This is a genomic window from Bradyrhizobium sp. USDA 3397 (assembly GCF_054060965.1).
In genome coordinates, this window is sequence record NZ_JBSSDS010000001.1 from 7,815,254 (window position 1) to 7,831,318 (window position 16,065).

At 64.2% G+C, this 16,065-nt stretch carries 12 protein-coding genes; 8 read left to right on the forward strand and 4 right to left on the reverse strand.

Annotation, left to right across the window (positions count from 1 at the left end; genetic code table 11):
- Nucleotides 1-8: 8 nt before the first annotated feature.
- From ACVWYQ_RS36365 to ACVWYQ_RS36380, 4 genes are all read right to left on the reverse strand, one after another.
- The gene (locus ACVWYQ_RS36365; RefSeq protein WP_404542656.1) at nucleotides 9-395 is read right to left on the reverse strand and encodes a YybH family protein; all 387 of its coding nucleotides are present in this window, start codon (nucleotides 393-395) and stop codon (nucleotides 9-11) included.
- Nucleotides 396-495: 100 nt separating this feature from the next.
- On the reverse strand, nucleotides 496-1,950 hold the full coding sequence (locus tag ACVWYQ_RS36370; RefSeq protein WP_271545401.1) for a Spy/CpxP family protein refolding chaperone: 1,455 nt from the start codon (nucleotides 1,948-1,950) through the stop codon (nucleotides 496-498).
- 640 nt (nucleotides 1,951-2,590) lie between these two features.
- A complete protein-coding gene (gene rocD / locus ACVWYQ_RS36375; RefSeq protein WP_404542654.1) occupies nucleotides 2,591-3,805 on the reverse strand; it encodes an ornithine--oxo-acid transaminase in 1,215 nt (404 codons plus the stop codon).
- A gap of 230 nt (nucleotides 3,806-4,035) precedes the next feature.
- Nucleotides 4,036-5,256 carry a cytochrome P450 gene (locus tag ACVWYQ_RS36380; protein WP_404542652.1) on the reverse strand — a complete coding sequence of 407 codons (1,221 nt, stop codon included), beginning with the start codon at nucleotides 5,254-5,256 and terminating at the stop codon, nucleotides 4,036-4,038.
- Between the two features lie 120 nt (nucleotides 5,257-5,376).
- Between ACVWYQ_RS36380 and ACVWYQ_RS36385 the strand changes: the two genes are divergently transcribed.
- The 8 genes from ACVWYQ_RS36385 (at nucleotide 5,377) to ACVWYQ_RS36420 (ending at nucleotide 16,065) form a co-directional block, all read left to right on the forward strand.
- Nucleotides 5,377-5,919: a phosphonopyruvate decarboxylase gene (locus ACVWYQ_RS36385; RefSeq protein ID WP_404542649.1), complete on the forward strand. Its 543-nt coding sequence runs from the start codon at nucleotides 5,377-5,379 to the stop codon at nucleotides 5,917-5,919.
- Nucleotides 5,916-6,506 carry a thiamine pyrophosphate-dependent enzyme gene (locus tag ACVWYQ_RS36390; protein WP_404542647.1) on the forward strand — a complete coding sequence of 197 codons (591 nt, stop codon included), beginning with the start codon at nucleotides 5,916-5,918 and terminating at the stop codon, nucleotides 6,504-6,506. Before ACVWYQ_RS36385 ends, ACVWYQ_RS36390 begins: the two co-directional genes overlap by 4 nt.
- Before the next feature lie 139 nt (nucleotides 6,507-6,645).
- Nucleotides 6,646-7,347: a TetR/AcrR family transcriptional regulator gene (locus ACVWYQ_RS36395; RefSeq protein WP_157281098.1), complete on the forward strand. Its 702-nt coding sequence runs from the start codon at nucleotides 6,646-6,648 to the stop codon at nucleotides 7,345-7,347.
- Between the two features lies 1 nt (nucleotide 7,348).
- The gene (locus tag ACVWYQ_RS36400) at nucleotides 7,349-8,542 is read left to right on the forward strand and encodes an efflux RND transporter periplasmic adaptor subunit (RefSeq protein ID WP_036004727.1); all 1,194 of its coding nucleotides are present in this window, start codon (nucleotides 7,349-7,351) and stop codon (nucleotides 8,540-8,542) included.
- A gap of 69 nt (nucleotides 8,543-8,611) precedes the next feature.
- Nucleotides 8,612-11,707, forward strand: coding sequence for a MexW/MexI family multidrug efflux RND transporter permease subunit (locus tag ACVWYQ_RS36405; protein ID WP_036025801.1), 3,096 nt, complete (start codon nucleotides 8,612-8,614; stop codon nucleotides 11,705-11,707).
- 130 nt (nucleotides 11,708-11,837) lie between these two features.
- Nucleotides 11,838-14,432: an ATP-binding protein gene (locus ACVWYQ_RS36410; protein WP_404542644.1), complete on the forward strand. Its 2,595-nt coding sequence runs from the start codon at nucleotides 11,838-11,840 to the stop codon at nucleotides 14,430-14,432.
- Nucleotides 14,429-14,818, forward strand: a complete 390-nt coding sequence (locus ACVWYQ_RS36415; protein ID WP_025034870.1) for a response regulator — start codon at nucleotides 14,429-14,431, stop codon at nucleotides 14,816-14,818. Before ACVWYQ_RS36410 ends, ACVWYQ_RS36415 begins: the two co-directional genes overlap by 4 nt.
- On the forward strand, nucleotides 14,815-16,065 hold the full coding sequence (locus ACVWYQ_RS36420) for an adenylate/guanylate cyclase domain-containing protein (RefSeq protein ID WP_275496658.1): 1,251 nt from the start codon (nucleotides 14,815-14,817) through the stop codon (nucleotides 16,063-16,065). The genes ACVWYQ_RS36415 and ACVWYQ_RS36420 overlap by 4 nt, the downstream gene beginning before the upstream one ends.

Sequence of the window (16,065 nt, forward strand, 5' to 3'; positions counted from 1 at the left end):
CGGTCAGCTCAATTGAACGTATGCAACTTCAGCTTCAGCGAACCATCTGCCTGACGCTCAAACACGTGGGTTGCGATCCCGCCTGCAGGTTGGCTGGCGCCATCCTCTGTCTTACCGTTGGCGCTCCAATGGGCCGTGCCGTAGACGATCTTCTCATCTCCGCCGGCGTCGATGAGGACCAACCTGTGATCGGTGAATCCGCTTGAAAACAGCCCAGCAAAGAAGCTCTCGATCTCTGTCGGACCGGATATCACTTGATGCGTTGGCGGCAACAATTTGGCGTCTGGCACGTAAGTCGCCGCGATAGCCCTGGCATCTGCTTTGTTGAATGCTGAATCCCACGCGGCGTACGCCGCAGCAATGTCGTGTTTTATGGAGGAAGCTAAGGCTGTCATGATCCCTCCCTCAATCGCGGGCTTGCTTTCGTTGGAGAACGATTGCGTCACCCCGCTTGGTCGACCGCTGCGTAAATTGCAACGAGAGAAAGCGACGCCCTCATTGGCCTGCGACCTGTTGCAGCCTGTTGAAGCGCGCCTTCTGCTCGCTGCTCAGCGTGGCATAGAACTCGTCCAGGGCGGGTTCGACCAGCTTGGCGGCGGTCAACATGGCCTCGAGCCGATGCTGCATCGTCTCCAGCCGTCCGACAGGTGTCAGCGGCGCATCGTTCGGACAGGCTGCCTGTAGGCTTTCAACGCCCTTCGCCGTCGCTTCACTGAGGCGGTCGAGCGCCTCCTTCTGCTTGCCGGCCGGGTGGAGCACAGCCTCGATCCTCTGGATCGGCAACTGCGTGAGCCCGGACTTCGGATCGCCACAGCCCTCGCTACTCGCCTCCTGCTGCTGCGGCGAGCGCTCGCCGACATTGGGGCCAAGCGCGTTGAAGCGGGCCTGCTGCTCGTCACTGAGCGAGTTGTAGAAATTCTCCAGTGCCGGACGAACGATCTTGACGGCTTCAAGCGTCGCGCTGATGCGGTTCATCATCGCGCGCAAGCGGCCAGGGGGAGTCAGTGCATAAGTCTCCGCGCAGGAATCCTTGAACACACCGGCAGCGTTGGCCGCCGCCGTCTTCAGCTCATCCAACAATGCGCGTTGCTCCGGCGTCGGCCGCACCGCCTGTGCGATATCGGCAAGCGGCCAGGCGGTCACGCCCTTGTCCGGCGTGGCACACAATTGTTGAAGCGTCTGCGGGCTCACGCTGGCACGCTGGCGCGCGCGGTAGCCGCCGCCGGCTTGCGGAGTGTCATACGGGTTGGTGCTAGCATAAGCGGAGTAAGGGCCGTCACCGCCCCAGAACACGGTGTCGACGAAGTCGTCATAGGCGTACGCCCAATATCCGGGCTCGTAGCCATAGGACCAGAACGTGTAGTTGAAGATGTCGGAATAGGCGTAAGGCCAGAACACGGGCCCAAGCCAAGCCACGAACACCGCGGGATGACGGTGACGCCAGGCCTGCCGGGGTGCCCAGCCGCTTTGGCGCGTGACGAGAGCCGCTTGGGTCAGCGCAGTGGACTGCTCGCGGAAGCGTTCCGCGAACCGTCCGCGCTCGGCGGCCTGCGCAGCGGCTGCAAGTGCCGGAGCGCGCTCCGCCGGAGCCTGCAGCCCAAGCCGCTGCTGGCGCGCCAGGTCAATTTGCTGCGCGCGCTGCTCTCGGCCAAGCAAGCGGTTTTGCGCCTGGAGCATTCGCTGCTGCGCCCGTTGCGCTTGCACGCCTTCCGGCTTTTGCGACTGCAATTGCTGCACCCGCTGCTGCAGGCGTTCGATGCGGGCCTGGCGCTCCGTTGTTTGGCGCGACAGCATGTCGCGCTGCCGTTGCTCCACCTGCTGCGAACGCTGTTGCACGCGTTGCTCGCGCTCCAGAAGACGGCTCTGCGACTGCAGCAACCGTTGCTGCTGTTGCTGCGCCCTTGCGCCTTCCGGCTTCTGCGATTGCAATTGCTGCACGCGCTGCTGCAAGCGGTCGATGCGGTCTTGGCGTTCCGCGGATTGGCGCGAAAGCATCTCACGCGGCGGTCCCGATCGCTCGCTCACGGCCGGGGGGGCACTTGGGCGCGAAGGGGCGGCGATCTGCGGCGTCGGCCGCGGCGCCATCGCCGGACGTTGCGGCGCTGCCGGCGGGCGCTGGAATTCGCGGCGGGGCGCTGCCACCTGCGGGGCGGCTCGGGGGGCACTGATTTGTGGGGTCGGACGCGGTGGCGGTGAGGCGATGTGCGGCGCCGGACGTGGCGCCATCGCCGGTCGCTGCGGCATGGCTGGCGGCGCGGCCGGACGTGCCATGGCTGGCGGTGCTGCTGGCGGTGCGGCTGGACGAGCCATAGCCGGTGGTGCTGCCGGGCGTGCCATGGCCGGTGGTGCTGATGGCGGCGCTGCGGCTGGTCCTGGTGGTCCTCCACCCCGTCCGTGTCCGTGAGGTCCCTGAGCCGACGCGCTCGTCGTCAGCATCGAGACGCCAACCAAAACAGCCGTCAGGCAAACGCCACGCGGAAGCATGATTCTAGCTCCCAACTCGTAATCGCCCACGACTTTCAACGCACAGACCGTGGAATCGTTCGTCCTTGGCCACGGCCGGCATTGCGATCTTCCGACGCAGCCAGTCTCAAGAGAAATCCTGCGTCAGGATCGCGGCGAACCGCTCCAGCGCCCAGTCGACCTGGTCGCCGGTGATCACCAGCGGTGGGGCGATGCGGATCGTATGCTCATGGGTATCCTTGGCGAGGATGCCCTTGGCCTGGAGCGCTTCGCAATAGCGGCGTGCCCGTCCGGCCTCGGGATGCAGCTCGACCGCCAGCATCAGGCCGCGCCCGCGCACGTCGCGGATCGTATTGGCGCGAATGTCCTTCAACCCCTCCAGAAAGCGCGCGCCTTGCCTCGCCGCGTTCTCGATCATGCCTTCCTCGACCAGCACGCGCATCGCCGCGCGGGCCACGGCGCAGGCAAGCGGGTTGCCGCCGAAGGTCGAGCCATGCTGCCCGGGCCGCAAAGTCCCGAGCACGTCGTTGTTCGAGAGCACGGCCGAGACCGGATAGAAGCCGCCGGACAGGGCCTTGCCGAGCAGCGTCACGTCCGCCTCAATTCCCTCGTGCTCTTCGGCGAGCAGCTTGCCGGTGCGACCGAGCCCGGTCTGGATCTCGTCGAGCACCAGCATCACGTTGTTGGCGGTGCAGAGCTCCCGGACCTCAGTGAAATAGCCGGCCGGAGGAATGACGACACCGGCTTCGCCCTGGATCGGCTCGACCAGAAAGGCGACCGTGTTTGGGTTGATTGCTTCCGCAAGCGCCGCGGCGTCGCCGAACGGGATGACCTTGAAGCCCGGCGCGAACGGCCCAAAGTGTCCGCGTGTCTCGGGGTCCGTTGAAAAGCCGACGACGCCCAGCGTGCGTCCGTGGAAATTGTTGGCACAGACGATGATCTCGGCCTGGCCGTCCGGCACGCCCTTCACCTCGTAGCCCCATTTGCGGACCGACTTGATCGCGCTTTCGACCGCCTCGGCGCCGCTGTTCATCGGCAGCACTTTGTGGGAACCGGTGAGCGCGGCGATCTCCTCGTAGAACAAGGCGAGCTGGTCGTTGTGGAAAGCCCTCGAGGTGAGCGTCAACCTGTGCGCCTGTTCGACCATCGCCGCCAGGATCTTGGGGTGGCAGTGGCCCTGGCTGACCGCCGAATAGGCGGACAGACAATCGAGGTACCGGTTGCCTTCAGTATCCCAGACCCAGACACCTTCGCCACGCGACAGGACGACCCCGATCGGCTCGTAATTACGGGCCCCAAAGCGTGCTTCTGTTGCGATGAAATCAATGACCGACGCGCTCATCTGTCGTCACTCCATTGCAGCGTGGGGGGCGTCAATCGACTGCACCGGCGTGTCGCGCCCAAATGAATGTGGGTATCAGTTTGTCAGCTCGGAAGCCTTGATGCGCCGATGGCGCGGCGCGGCCTGATAGTCCCGAAATGTCAGGTGGTTCTGCCGCGCCACAGGGCACCGTTCCGTGACCCAGGCTCTACTGTGCATGGGGTTGTTTTCGCAGTTTGGTTGCCGGCCCCTCAGCCAAGCGCGCAGGGCACGCTCAAGAAGCCGCGGAACCGGACCCGTCCGCCGCGCACGGGCGGTCCGCTCACGGCATAGTTCGGAAAGCGCGCCAGGAAGCGCGAGATCGCAATCGCCCCTTCCAGCCGCGCCAGGGCCATGCCTGCGCATTGATGCGCGCCTGTGGCGAAGGCTAGGTGCCGGTTCGGCGTGCGCGCGATGTCGAAACGTTCGGGGTCGGGAAACTGCGCGGGGTCGCGGTTGGCTGCGCCAATGCACAGCGTCACCGACGTGCCGGCCTCGAGCATGACGCCGCCGAGCTCGACTTTCTCGGTGGTCATGCGGTTGCCGAGCTGGTTCGAGCTCTCGTAGCGCAGCACCTCCTCGATCGTGGTCTTGATCATGTCCGGGTTCTCGATCAGGCGCTGTTTCTGATCGGGATGCCGGTCGAGCGCCACCAGGCCGTTGCCGATCAGGTTGGTGGTGGTCTCGTGGCCGGCATTGAGCAGGAAGATGCAATTGTGCAGCAGCTCGTTCTCGGTCAGCCGCTCGCCGTTCTCTTCCCCCTGAATCAAACGCGTCAGCACGTCGCGCTCGGGATTGCCCGGCTTTGCGCGCCGCCGCGACACCAGCGTCTGCAGATAAGCGAGGAAGTCCGCCACCGCCTTGTTGCCGCGCGCAGCTACTTCGGGCGACACCACGGGTTCGAGAGCACCCAGGATCGCCAGCGACCAGTCGCGCAGCGGCCCGCGCTCCTCGTGAGGCACGTCGAGCAGATTGCCGATCACCTCGATGGGAATCGAAGCGGCAAAATCCTCGATCAGTTCGCAAGCGCCCCTGGTTTCGATGGCATCGAGCAGGCCGTCGACCAGCTTGATGAGGTCCCCCTCCATGCTGGCGATCGCGCGCGGCGACAGCGCGCCCATGATGAGGCGGCGCACGCGAGTGTGCGACGGCGGGTCGTTGAAGACGAGGCTGGTGGTGTGGTGCTCGTAGAGCGGGGTGTCGCCGTATTTCGGCGCGAACTCGCGCTTCTTGTCCGAGCTGAACGATTTCGTGTTCTTGTAGGCGGTGACGAGATCGTCGTAGCGGGTCAGGAACACGGTGCCGCTGCGCAGGCGCTTGACCGGCTCGTTCTCCCGCAGTGCACGATAGGTTGGATAGGGGTTGTCGTAGAACTCCGGCGTCAGCTTCTCGAGGTCGAAGCTTGCCGCCAGCGCCTTCGCATCTGCGTTCATCCCGTTATACTCGCCGGTTAAAGCCGATATGCCGTTTTTGTTGTTCTGGTTGGCGCATGCCTGCGTCTACAGTCTTTGCAGCTTTAGTCTTGGCACCTTGCTAGCCGACCGGACGGGAAAATGCACGCACGCGCTGACGCTGCCGACACGGCGCCGAGCTGGCCCGACGATATTTTCGCGACCTTGCAGCGCTTCGACGTCCGGCAGGTGCCTTACGTGCCGGACGCCGGTCATTCAAAGCTGATCCAGCGCGTGCTGGACTCCTCCACCATGCGTGGCATCGCGCTGACGACGGAGGAGGAGGGCGTGGCGCTGCTCGCCGGCGCCTGGGCCGGCGGACAGCGCGGCGTGCTGCTGATGCAGTCGAGCGGCGTCGGCAATTGCATCAACATGCTGTCGCTGATCCCGATCCTGCGCTTTCCGTTCCTCACGCTGGTGACGATGCGTGGCGAGTGGGGCGAGTTCAATCCATGGCAGGTGCCGATGGGCTCGACCACGCAAGGCGTGTTCGAGCTCTCCGGCGTCAAGGTGCTGCGCGCATCGCACGCAGCCGAGGTGCCGGCCGTGCTGGAGGCCGCCGCATCGCAAGCGTACAACGCGCTGACGCCCACCGCCGTCCTTCTGTCGCAGCGCCTGATCGGCGCCAAGGTTTTCACCAAATGAGCAAGGCCAATCTCCTCGACCGCCGGCAGGTGGTGTCCACGCTGCTGGCGAACCGCAAGGATGTCGTCGCGATCGGCGGCCTTGGCGCTTCCACCAACGACATGTGCGCCGCCGGCGACCACGCCCGCAACTTCTACCTCTGGGGCGGCATGGGCGGCGCCGCGATGATCGGGCTGGGTCTGGCGCTGGCGCAGCCGAAGCTGCCGGTATTGGTCATTACCGGCGACGGCGAGATGCTGATGGGCATGGGCAGCCTTGCCACCATCGGCCTGCAGAAGCCGGCCAACCTCTCGATCGCAGTGCTCGACAACGAGGCCTATGGCGAGACCGGCGGCCAGACCAGCCACACCTCCGCCGCCGCCGACCTCGTCGGCATCGCCAAGGCTTGCGGCATTAACGACAGCCGGGCCGTCACGACCATGGCCGAGGTCGAGGCCTTCGCCAAAGTCGTCCATGACGTCTCCGCGGGTCCGCGCTTTGCCAATGTGAAGATCGACAGCGCCGGCCTGGAGCGGATTCTGCCGACGCGGGACGGGACCTACATCGTCAACCGGATCCGTGCTGACCTCGGCTTCCAGCCGATCTAGGCGGTCCCTCAATCCCTTGCCGAACGCCTGCACGCGGGCCGTGCAGGCTCGACCAATTTCCATTGATTCTAGGTCGCATGCAGGTTGCGATGCAACATAGTGCTTGACTCCTGCGTGGGTGAGTGCTTACTCACCCAGCATGAGCTCATTGCGTATGACGAGCGACCTGAGGCGTCAATTGATCCTCGGCGCCGCAAAGCGCTGCTTTGCCCGACACGGCTATAACGGCACCACGACCAAGAGCGTGGCGGCCGCCGCTGCCATTTCTGAAGCGCTGCTGTTCAAGCATTTCCCGTCCAAGGCGGCGCTCTACGCCGAGATCCTCAGCGACGAATGCGAGGCGGATCCCGCTCTGATGGAGCTGCTCGAGCGCGAGCCGTCGACGGCTACGCTGGTCGAGGTGATCCGCGGCATGGTCGAACACTTCCTCCAGATCGCCGACGGTCCCGATCAGGAAGAGGCCCAGCGCCTGCGGCTAATGGCCACGAGCCATTTGGATGACGGCGAATTCGCCCGATTGCTGTATGCCAAGATCGAGACGCTGATCGGCGCTGTCTTCGTCGCCTCGCTCGAGCGTGCGGTTGCGAGCGGTGACGCGCGGCCCTGCTCTGGCGATCCGCTCAACCTGTTCTGGTTCGCGCATCATGCGGTGATGACCGCGGCGCTGACCAGGCTGCCGGCCACGCCCTGTCTTGCTTATGGCAGGGCGACCGACCTGGAGCGGCAGCTCTGTGAGTTTCTCCTGAGGGGTATCGGACTTAACGACGCCGCAATTGCTTCGCATCTGGGCCGCAATCAGGCCGCGGATGCGAACCGGGCGGCGATTGCAGAAAGTGCATGACATGAACATCGTGGCCGAAAACAAGATTTCGGGGCAACCGATCGACAACAAGGCTCCCAAGCGTCCGGTCCGGCCAGTGCGCTGGTTCATCATCGTTGGCACGCTTCTGGCCGTGCTCGTCGGAGGGCTCGTCTGGTTCAATTACTTCCGCGGCCAGATGATCAAGCAATTCTTCGCCAACAACAAGCCGCCGCCGACCGCCGTCAGCGCGGCCGAGGCGAAGTCCGAGGTGGTGCCGAACCTGCTCACCGCGGTCGGCAGCCTCGTCGCCGTGCATCAGGTCGACGTCAGCGCCGACGTCAACGGCCGTGTCACCGCGATCAAGTTCGAGCCGGGCACGCGCGTCGAGGCCGGCACGCCGCTGGTGCAACTGTTCGACGCGCCCGAGCAGGGCGATCTCGCCAATTACAAGGCGCAAGCGACCGTCGCGCAGCTGTCGCTTGAACGCGCCAAGCAGCTGGCCTCGCGCCAGTTCGGTCCGCAGGCGACCGTCGATACCGCGCAGGCTGCCTATGACCAGGCGCAGGCGGGCATCGCCAAGACCGAGGCGTTGATCTCGCAGAAGCTGGTGCGCGCGCCGTTCGCCGGCGATCTCGGCATGCGCAAGGTCGAGGTCGGCCAGTATCTGACCGCCGGCACGGCGATCGTGTCGCTGACCGATCTGTCCGAGCTGTGGGCCAACTTCACGGTGACGGAAAAGGATTCCGGCAGCCTCAAGGTCGGCCAGGTCGTGCGGTTGAAGGTCGACGCCTATCCGGGCCGCACCTTCGAGGGCAAGATCACCACGATCGAGCCCCAGATCTCGACCGATACTCGCAACATCCGCGTGCAGGCCACGATTGCCAATCCGGAGAAGATCCTGAAGCCCGGCATGTTTGTCACCACGACCGTGGTGCTGCCGGAGAAGCCGGCCGTGATCACGGTGCCTGAAACGGCAGTCGATTACACGCTGTACGGCGACTCGGTGTTCGTGATCACCGAGAAGAAGGAAGAAGACGGCAAGACCAGCCTGTCGGCGGTGCGCACCTTCGTGCAGACCGGCAACCGGGTCGAGGGTCGCGTCGAAATCGTCAAGGGCCTGAAGGTAGGCGACAAGGTCGTCGCTCTCGGCCAGCTCAAGCTGCAATCAGGCGCGCCGGTATCGATCTCGACCGATCCGGCCCCGCAGATCCCGGCGCAGCCGCCGCGCTACTGACAATATCCTCGCGTGATCCGGCCCGGCCGGATCACGCGTCTTGAAAAAAAGAAATCGAGATCGCCCGCGATGGCCTTTACCGACATTTTCATCAAACGACCGGTCCTGTCCGTCGTCGTCAGCCTGCTGATCCTGCTGATCGGCCTGCGCGCGGCAATGGTGCTGCCGATCCGGCAATATCCGAAGCTGTCGAATACGGTCATCAACATCACGACCGTCTATCCCGGCGCGTCCGCAGACCTGATCCAGGGCTTCATCACCACGCCGATCGAGCAGGCGGTCGCGTCCGCCGAAGGCGTCGACTACATCACCTCGTCCTCGGTGCTCGGCACCTCGACGATCCAGGTCTACATCAAGCTGAATTTCGATCCGAACCAGGCGCTCACCGAGGTGCTGGCGAAGACGAATTCGGTGAAGTACCTGATTCCGAAGGAATCCAACGACCCGATCGTCACCAAGACCACCGGCCAGACCACGGCCGTGATGTATCTCGGCTTCTCCTCGGACGAGCTGTCGGGCTCGGCCATCTCCGACTATCTGACGCGCGTGGTGCAGCCGGTGCTGTCGACCGTCGACGGCGTCGCCTCGGCGGACATTCTGGGCGGCCAGACCTTTGCCATGCGGCTGTGGCTCGATCCGGTGAAGATGGCGGGCCGCAACGTATCGCCGGCTGACGTTGCGGCGGCGATCCAGGCCAACAACTTCCAGTCCGCGGCGGGTCAGACCAAGGGCTATCTGATCGTCTCGAACGTCTCGACCAACACGGGCCTGACCAACGTCGATCAGTTCAAGAAGATGATCGTCAAGGCCAAGGACGGCGGCTTCGTGCGGATGGAGGACATCGCCACCGTCGAGCTTGCAGCCCAGAGCACGGATGCCAGCGTCGCCTTTAACGGCGAGCGCGCGATCTTCATTGGCGTGCAGGCGACGCCACAGGGAAATCCGCTGACGCTGGTCAAGGGTGTGCGCGCGCTGTTCCCCGAGCTCGAACGCAACCTCCCGCCCTCGATGAAGATGAAGGTCGCCTACGACTCGACCAAGTTCATCCAATCTTCGATCGACGAGGTGCGGAATACATTGGGCGAAGCCGTCATCATCGTGATCGTGGTCATTTTCCTGTTCCTGGCCTCGCTGCGCTCCGTCATCATTCCCGTCGTCACCATTCCGTTGTCGATGATCGGCGTCTGCACGATGATGTTGGCGCTGGGCTTCAGCTTCAACCTGCTGACCCTGCTCGCGATGGTCCTGGCGATCGGCCTCGTCGTCGACGATGCCATCGTCGTGGTGGAGAACATCCATCGCCATCTGGAGGAGGGCAAGACGCCGGTCCAGGCCTCGCTACAAGGCGCGCGCGAAATCGTCGGGCCGGTCATCTCTATGACCATCACGCTCGCCGCCGTGTACGCGCCGATCGGGTTCCTCGGTGGCCTCACCGGGTCGCTGTTCCGCGAATTTGCCTTTACCCTCGCAGGCTCGGTCATCGTATCAGGCGTGATCGCGCTGACGCTGTCGCCCATGATGTGCTCGGTGCTGCTGAAGAACACCGAAGAGGGCCGCTTCGCCAAGTTGGTGAACCGGGTGTTCGGCGCCATGACGCGGTGGTATGGCCGCAAGCTCGACCGCTCGCTCGACTACAAGGCCATCACCGGCCTGTTCGCCGTGACGATCCTGGGACTCGTCGGCTTCCTCTACATGAACACTTCGAAGGAGCTGGCGCCCGAGGAAGATCAGGGCATCGTGTTCGCGGTGACCAAGGCGCCGAAATACGCCAACATCGACTATGTCGATTTCTACGGCGAGAAGCTCGACAAGGAATTCCAGAAATTTCCCGAGACCGATCTGCGTTTCGTGCTGAACGGCATCAACGGCCCGCAAGGCGGCATTGCCGGCATGCTCTTGAAGCCCTGGGACGAGCGCACACGCTCGTCGATCGCCTTGAAGCCGCTGGTGCAGGCCGAGCTCTCCAAGATCGAGGGCGTGCAGGCGTTCGCGTTCAACCTGCCGCCATTGCCGGGCGGACCCGGCGGTCTGCCGATCCAGATGGTGATCAATTCCACGGCCAGCTTCCAGACCGTCTATGAGCAGATGGAGAAGCTGAAGGAGGCTGCACGCAAGAGCGGCATGTTCATCGTCTCCGATAGCGACCTCGCCTACAACCAGCCGAACGTCGAGGTGACGATCGACCGCACCAAGGCTCAGGACCTCGGCGTCAACATGCAGAACCTCGGCTCGACGCTCGCGGTGCTGCTCGGCGGCAATTACATCAACCGGTTCAACCTCGAGGGCCGCTCCTATCAGGTGATTCCGCAGGTGCCGCGCGGCAAGCGGCTGTCCCCGGAATCGCTCGGTGGCTACTATGTGACGACCAACACCGGGCAGCAGCTTCCGTTGTCGACCGTGGTCTCGATCAGGACCAAGACCGATCCGAATTCGCTGACGCACTACAACCAGCTCAATTCGGCGACGTTCTCCGCCGTGCCGATGCCCGGCGTGACCGTCGGCGCTGCGGTCGACTTCCTCGAAGGCGAGGCCAAGAAGCTGCCGCAAGGCTTCAGCCACGACTATCTGGCTGACTCCCGGCAATACGTGCAGGAAGGCAATCAGCTTGCCATCACCTTCGGCTTCGCGCTGATCATCATCTTCCTGGTGCTGGCGGCCCAGTTCGAGAGCTTGCGCGACCCGCTGGTCATCATGATCTCGGTGCCGATGGCGATCGTCGGTGCGCTGATCCCGCTGTTCTTCGGCATGGCAACCATAAACATCTACACCCAGGTCGGTCTGCTCACCCTGGTCGGCCTGATCACCAAGCACGGCATCCTGATGGTGGAGTTCGCCAACGAGCTCCAGGTTAACGAGCGGCTCGACCGCCGCTCGGCCATCGAGATGTCGGCCCGCATCCGTCTGCGGCCGATCCTGATGACCACGGCCGCGATGGTGACCGGCCTGATCCCGCTCCTGACCGCGACCGGCGCGGGCGCGGCCAGCCGCTTCTCGATCGGTCTCGTTGTCGTCGCCGGCATGTCGATCGGCACGCTGTTCACGCTGTTCGTGCTGCCGGCAGTCTATGTGGTGCTGGCGACCGACCATCGCGCGGCGGCCGATTCGGAGCGGAACAAGCAGATCGGCGAGCTGGACCTCGATTCAAAGGCGCTACGGCCGACCTGAGGCCGTTGGCAGGCTAGTCCCGAAAGGGCGGCAGCGGTGATCCGCTGCCGCCCTTTTCGTTGGGTCTCGGGCGAGCTCCTTGCCGCGCTTGCGAGAGACAAGGTCCGGTCTTCTTGCTAGGTTCCGTGGAATGAGCCTGTCCCTCCACCCCGATACACCTCGAGCCGGGACATTGCCGAGCGCGGCCCCAGGCGAGGTCGCCTCCGGCGACACGGCGGGGCGCGGAATCCGGACCCGGCTCTTCGCCAAATACGTCGCGCTTTTCGTGGCGGTCGTCGCCATTGCGCTGCTCGCCAATGGCCTGTTCGAGGTCTACTTCTATTATCGCGAGCACAAGGCCTCTCTGATCCGGGTCCAGCACGAGCAGGCCGAGGCGGCCGCTGCCAAGATCGGCCGGTTCGTCAAGGAGATCGAGAGCCAGCTCGGCTGGACCACGCAGCTGCCCTGGTCGGGCGGCTCGATCGAGCAGCGCCGGTTCGACGCGCTGCGCCTGTTGCGCCAGGTCCCTGCGATCACCGAGCTGGCCCAGGTGGATTCGACTGGCAAGGAGCGGCTGCGGGTCTCGCGGCTGGCGATGGACGTGCTCGACAGCGGGATCGACCTGTCGAGCGATCGGAAGTTCACCGAAGCGGTCGCGCGCAAGGTCTATTACGGGCCGGTCTATTTTCGCCGGGAGTCCGAGCCCTACATGACGCTGGGGCTGGCGGGCGCACGCAAGGATGCCGGCGTCAGCATCGCCGAGGTCAATCTCAAGCTGATCTGGGACGTCGTGTCCCAGATCAAGGTCGGCGAGCGCGGTAACGCCTACGTGGTCGGCCCGGAGGGCCGCTTGATCGCGCATCCCGACATCAGTCTCGTGCTGCGCAACACCGACATGTCCGGCCTTGCGCAGGTACGCGCCGTGCAGGCCGGCGGCGCCATGCCTGACGTGCTTTCCGAGGCCCACAACATCCAGGGGCGGAAGGTGCTGACCGCATCGGCCCCGATCGAGCCGCTGCGCTGGACCATGTTCGTCGAGCTGCCGGTCGAGGAAGCCTATGCCGCGCTCTATGCTTCGCTGCAGCGCCTTGCAATCGTGCTGCTCGCGGCATCCATCTTCGCGGTGCTGGCCGGGATCTTCCTGGCGCGTCGCATGGTCGGGCCGATTCAGGCGCTGCGGAGCGGCGCGGAACGAATGGGCGGTGGTGATTTCTCCCAGCGCATCTCGATCAATACCGGCGACGAGCTCGAAGGTCTCGCCGACCAGTTCAACGACATGAGCGCGCGCCTGCAGGAATCCTATGCGGACCTCGAGAACAAGGTCGAGCAGCGGACAGCCGAATTGCGGGAGTCGCTCGAGCAACAAACGGCGACGTCGGAGGTGCTCGAAGTCATTAGCTCCTCTCCGGGAGAGTTAGAGCCGGTGTTTCAGAAGATGTTGGAGAATGCTACCCGCGTCTGCGGTGCGAATTTCGGCACGATGAATCTGTGGGACGGCCAGAAATTCAACATCGTCACCGACTACAACATTCCGCCCGATTTCTCCGCCTTCCGTAAGCGGACTCCGATCTTCCCACATCCAGGAACGACGCTGGCTGCAATCATCGCGACGCATCAGCCCGCGCAGATCAACGACTTGAGGGAAAGTCCCGGGTACAAGGCCGGTGTTCCCTTTGTCGTCGGAATGGCCGACGTTGCCGGCGCCCGAACCCTTCTCTCCGTACCCATGCTGAAAGAGGATGATCTGATCGGCGCGATGACGATTTTTCGACAAGAGATTCGCGGCTTCACGGACAAACAAGTCGCGCTGGTGGAGAACTTTACCAAGCAAGCCGTCATCGCGATCGAGAATACGCGCCTGCTGAAGCAATTGCGCGAGCGTACGACCGAGCTATCGCAATCGCTCGACAATCTGCGCACCGCGCAGGACCGCCTGATTCAGACCGAGAAGCTCGCTTCCCTCGGCCAGCTCACCGCCGGCATCGCCCACGAGATCAAGAACCCGCTCAACTTCGTCAACAACTTCTCCGCGGTCTCGACCGAGCTGATCGACGAGCTCAACGAGATCCTGCAATCGGCCGCGCTCGACGGCAAGACGAAGGAGGAGGTCGACGAGCTGACCGGCATGCTCAGGGCCAATCTCGACAAGGTGGTGCAGCACGGCAAGCGCGCCGATTCCATCGTCAGGAACATGCTGCTGCATTCGCGTCAGGGTTCCGGCGAGCATCGCGCCGTCGACATCAATGCGGTGGTCGAGGAGAGTCTCAATCTCGCCTATCACGGCGCGCGCGCCGAAAGGCCTGCCTTCAACGTCACGCTCCAGCGCGATTTCGACCCGGCTGCCGGCATGATCGACGTCTATCCGCAGGAGATTACGCGCGTCTTGCTGAACCTGATCTCGAACGGCTTCTATGCCGCGGCCAAGCGCAAGGAGAGCGAGGGCGATGCGTTCGAGCCCACCTTGCGCGCGGCAACGAAGAACCTCGGAGACAGGGTCCAGATCCGGATTCGCGACAACGGCACCGGGATTCCAGCCGAGGTGAAGGAAAAGATGTTCAATCCCTTCTTCACCACCAAGCCGGCCGGCGAGGGCACAGGACTCGGCCTTTCCATGAGCCACGACATCGTGGTGAAACAACACGGCGGCACGATCGACGTGAATACCACACAAGGTGTATTCACCGAGTTCATCATCACGCTGCCGCGGACGATGGCAGCGGGCGACACTTCCGGAGGAAAGTCTTGAACGTTTACATCCTGGTCGTCGATGACGAGCCCGACGTCGAGGCACTGTTTCGGCAGCAGTTCCGGCGCGACCTGCGCGCCGGCCGGTTTCAGATGGAGTTTGCGCTCTCGGCCCCCGAGGCGCTCGAGCGCGCTGCCGAGGTTCGTGATCCCTCGCTGATCCTGATCCTGTCCGACATCAACATGCCCGGCATGAGCGGGCTCGACATGCTGCCGAAGGTGCGTGCCGCGCATCCCGATGTTCCCGTCATCATGATCACGGCCTATGGCGATGCCGAGACGCGCCGCAAGGCGATCGAACGCGGCGCCGTCGGGCTCCTCACCAAGCCGATCGACTTTGCGCTGCTGCGCCAGGAGATCGATACGAGGCTCGAGCAAGCCGCATGACTGCGACCATCCTCTTCGTCGACGACGAGCCGGACCTCGAGGCGCTGATCCTGCAGAAATTCCGCAGGCAGATCCGCGATGGACGGCTCGCGCTTATCTTCGCGCGCGACGGCCTGGAGGCGCTGGAAGCGCTGGAGCAGAATCCGCATGTCGACATGGTGGTCTCCGACATCAACATGCCGCGGATGGACGGCCTGTCGCTGCTCGCGAAGCTCCAGGAGGCCGAGGAGAAGAAGTCGACCATCATCGTCTCGGCGTACGGCGACATGAGCAACATCCGCACCGCCATGAACCGCGGTGCGTTCGACTTCCTGACCAAGCCGATCGACTTCGCCGACCTCGAAGCCACGATCGAGAAGACCGTCCGCCACGTGGAGATGCTGCGCGAGGTGCGGCGGCGCCAGATGGAAGCCGAGCGCGCCCATGCCTCGCTATCGCGCTTCTTCTCGCCGGAGATCGCAAGGCGGCTGGCCGCGAACGTCGATGGCGACGGCATCGAGGTGCAGTGGCGCGATGTCGCCACCCTGTTCACCGACATTACCGGATTCACCTCGCTGGTCGAGACCGCGCCTCCGCAGACGCTGGGCGAGCTCCTCAACGAATATGTCGGCGGCATGACCGAGATCGTCTTCGCCCATGAGGGGACGGTGGCCAAGATCATCGGCGATGCGATCCAGGTGCTGTTCAACGCCCCCGGCGACCAGCCGGACTATGCAACGCGTGCGGTCGCCTGTGCCCATGCCCTCGACGCCTGGGCAGAGGATTTTTCGGCGCGCTGGAAGGCAAGAGGCGTGAACTTCGGAGCCACCCGCATCGGTGCCCATGCCGGTCCGGCACTGGTCGGCAATTTCGGCGGCAACCGCTTCTTCGATTACACCGCCTATGGCGACACCATCAATATTGCGGCCCGGCTTGAGGCGGCGAACAAGCATCTGGGGACGCGCATTTGCGTCAGTGTCAGCGTGGCAGAAGCCGCTGCAAACTTCCACGGCCGCCCCGTAGGCGACCTGATGCTGCGCGGACGCAGCGAGCCGCTGCGTGCGTTCGAACCGCTACCGCAGGCGAGGTTCGAAGCGCCGGCGACCGCGCAATATGCCGAGGCCTTTGCCAAGATGGAGGCCGGCGACGCCGCCGCCATGCCGTCGTTCGCCGCGCTGGTCGGCATGCACGCCGACGATCCGCTGGCCGGTTTTCACCTGAAGCGCCTGCTCAACGGCGCCAAGGGCACTCGCATGCAACTGGAATAG

Bases quoted from the DNA above. Each gene is read 5' to 3' on its own strand.
- ACVWYQ_RS36410 (WP_404542644.1), top strand. From the start codon at position 11,838: ATGAGCCTGTCCCTCCACCCCGATACACCTCGAGCCGGGACATTGCCG.
- ACVWYQ_RS36405 (WP_036025801.1), top strand. From the start codon at position 8,612: ATGGCCTTTACCGACATTTTCATCAAACGACCGGTCCTGTCCGTCGTC.
- ACVWYQ_RS36395 (WP_157281098.1), top strand. From the start codon at position 6,646: ATGAGCTCATTGCGTATGACGAGCGACCTGAGGCGTCAATTGATCCTC.
- ACVWYQ_RS36400 (WP_036004727.1), top strand. From the start codon at position 7,349: ATGAACATCGTGGCCGAAAACAAGATTTCGGGGCAACCGATCGACAAC.
- rocD (WP_404542654.1), bottom strand. From the start codon at position 3,805: ATGAGCGCGTCGGTCATTGATTTCATCGCAACAGAAGCACGCTTTGGG.
- ACVWYQ_RS36420 (WP_275496658.1), top strand. From the start codon at position 14,815: ATGACTGCGACCATCCTCTTCGTCGACGACGAGCCGGACCTCGAGGCG.
- ACVWYQ_RS36385 (WP_404542649.1), top strand. From the start codon at position 5,377: ATGCACGCACGCGCTGACGCTGCCGACACGGCGCCGAGCTGGCCCGAC.
- ACVWYQ_RS36380 (WP_404542652.1), bottom strand. From the start codon at position 5,256: ATGAACGCAGATGCGAAGGCGCTGGCGGCAAGCTTCGACCTCGAGAAG.
- ACVWYQ_RS36390 (WP_404542647.1), top strand. From the start codon at position 5,916: ATGAGCAAGGCCAATCTCCTCGACCGCCGGCAGGTGGTGTCCACGCTG.
- ACVWYQ_RS36365 (WP_404542656.1), bottom strand. From the start codon at position 395: ATGACAGCCTTAGCTTCCTCCATAAAACACGACATTGCTGCGGCGTAC.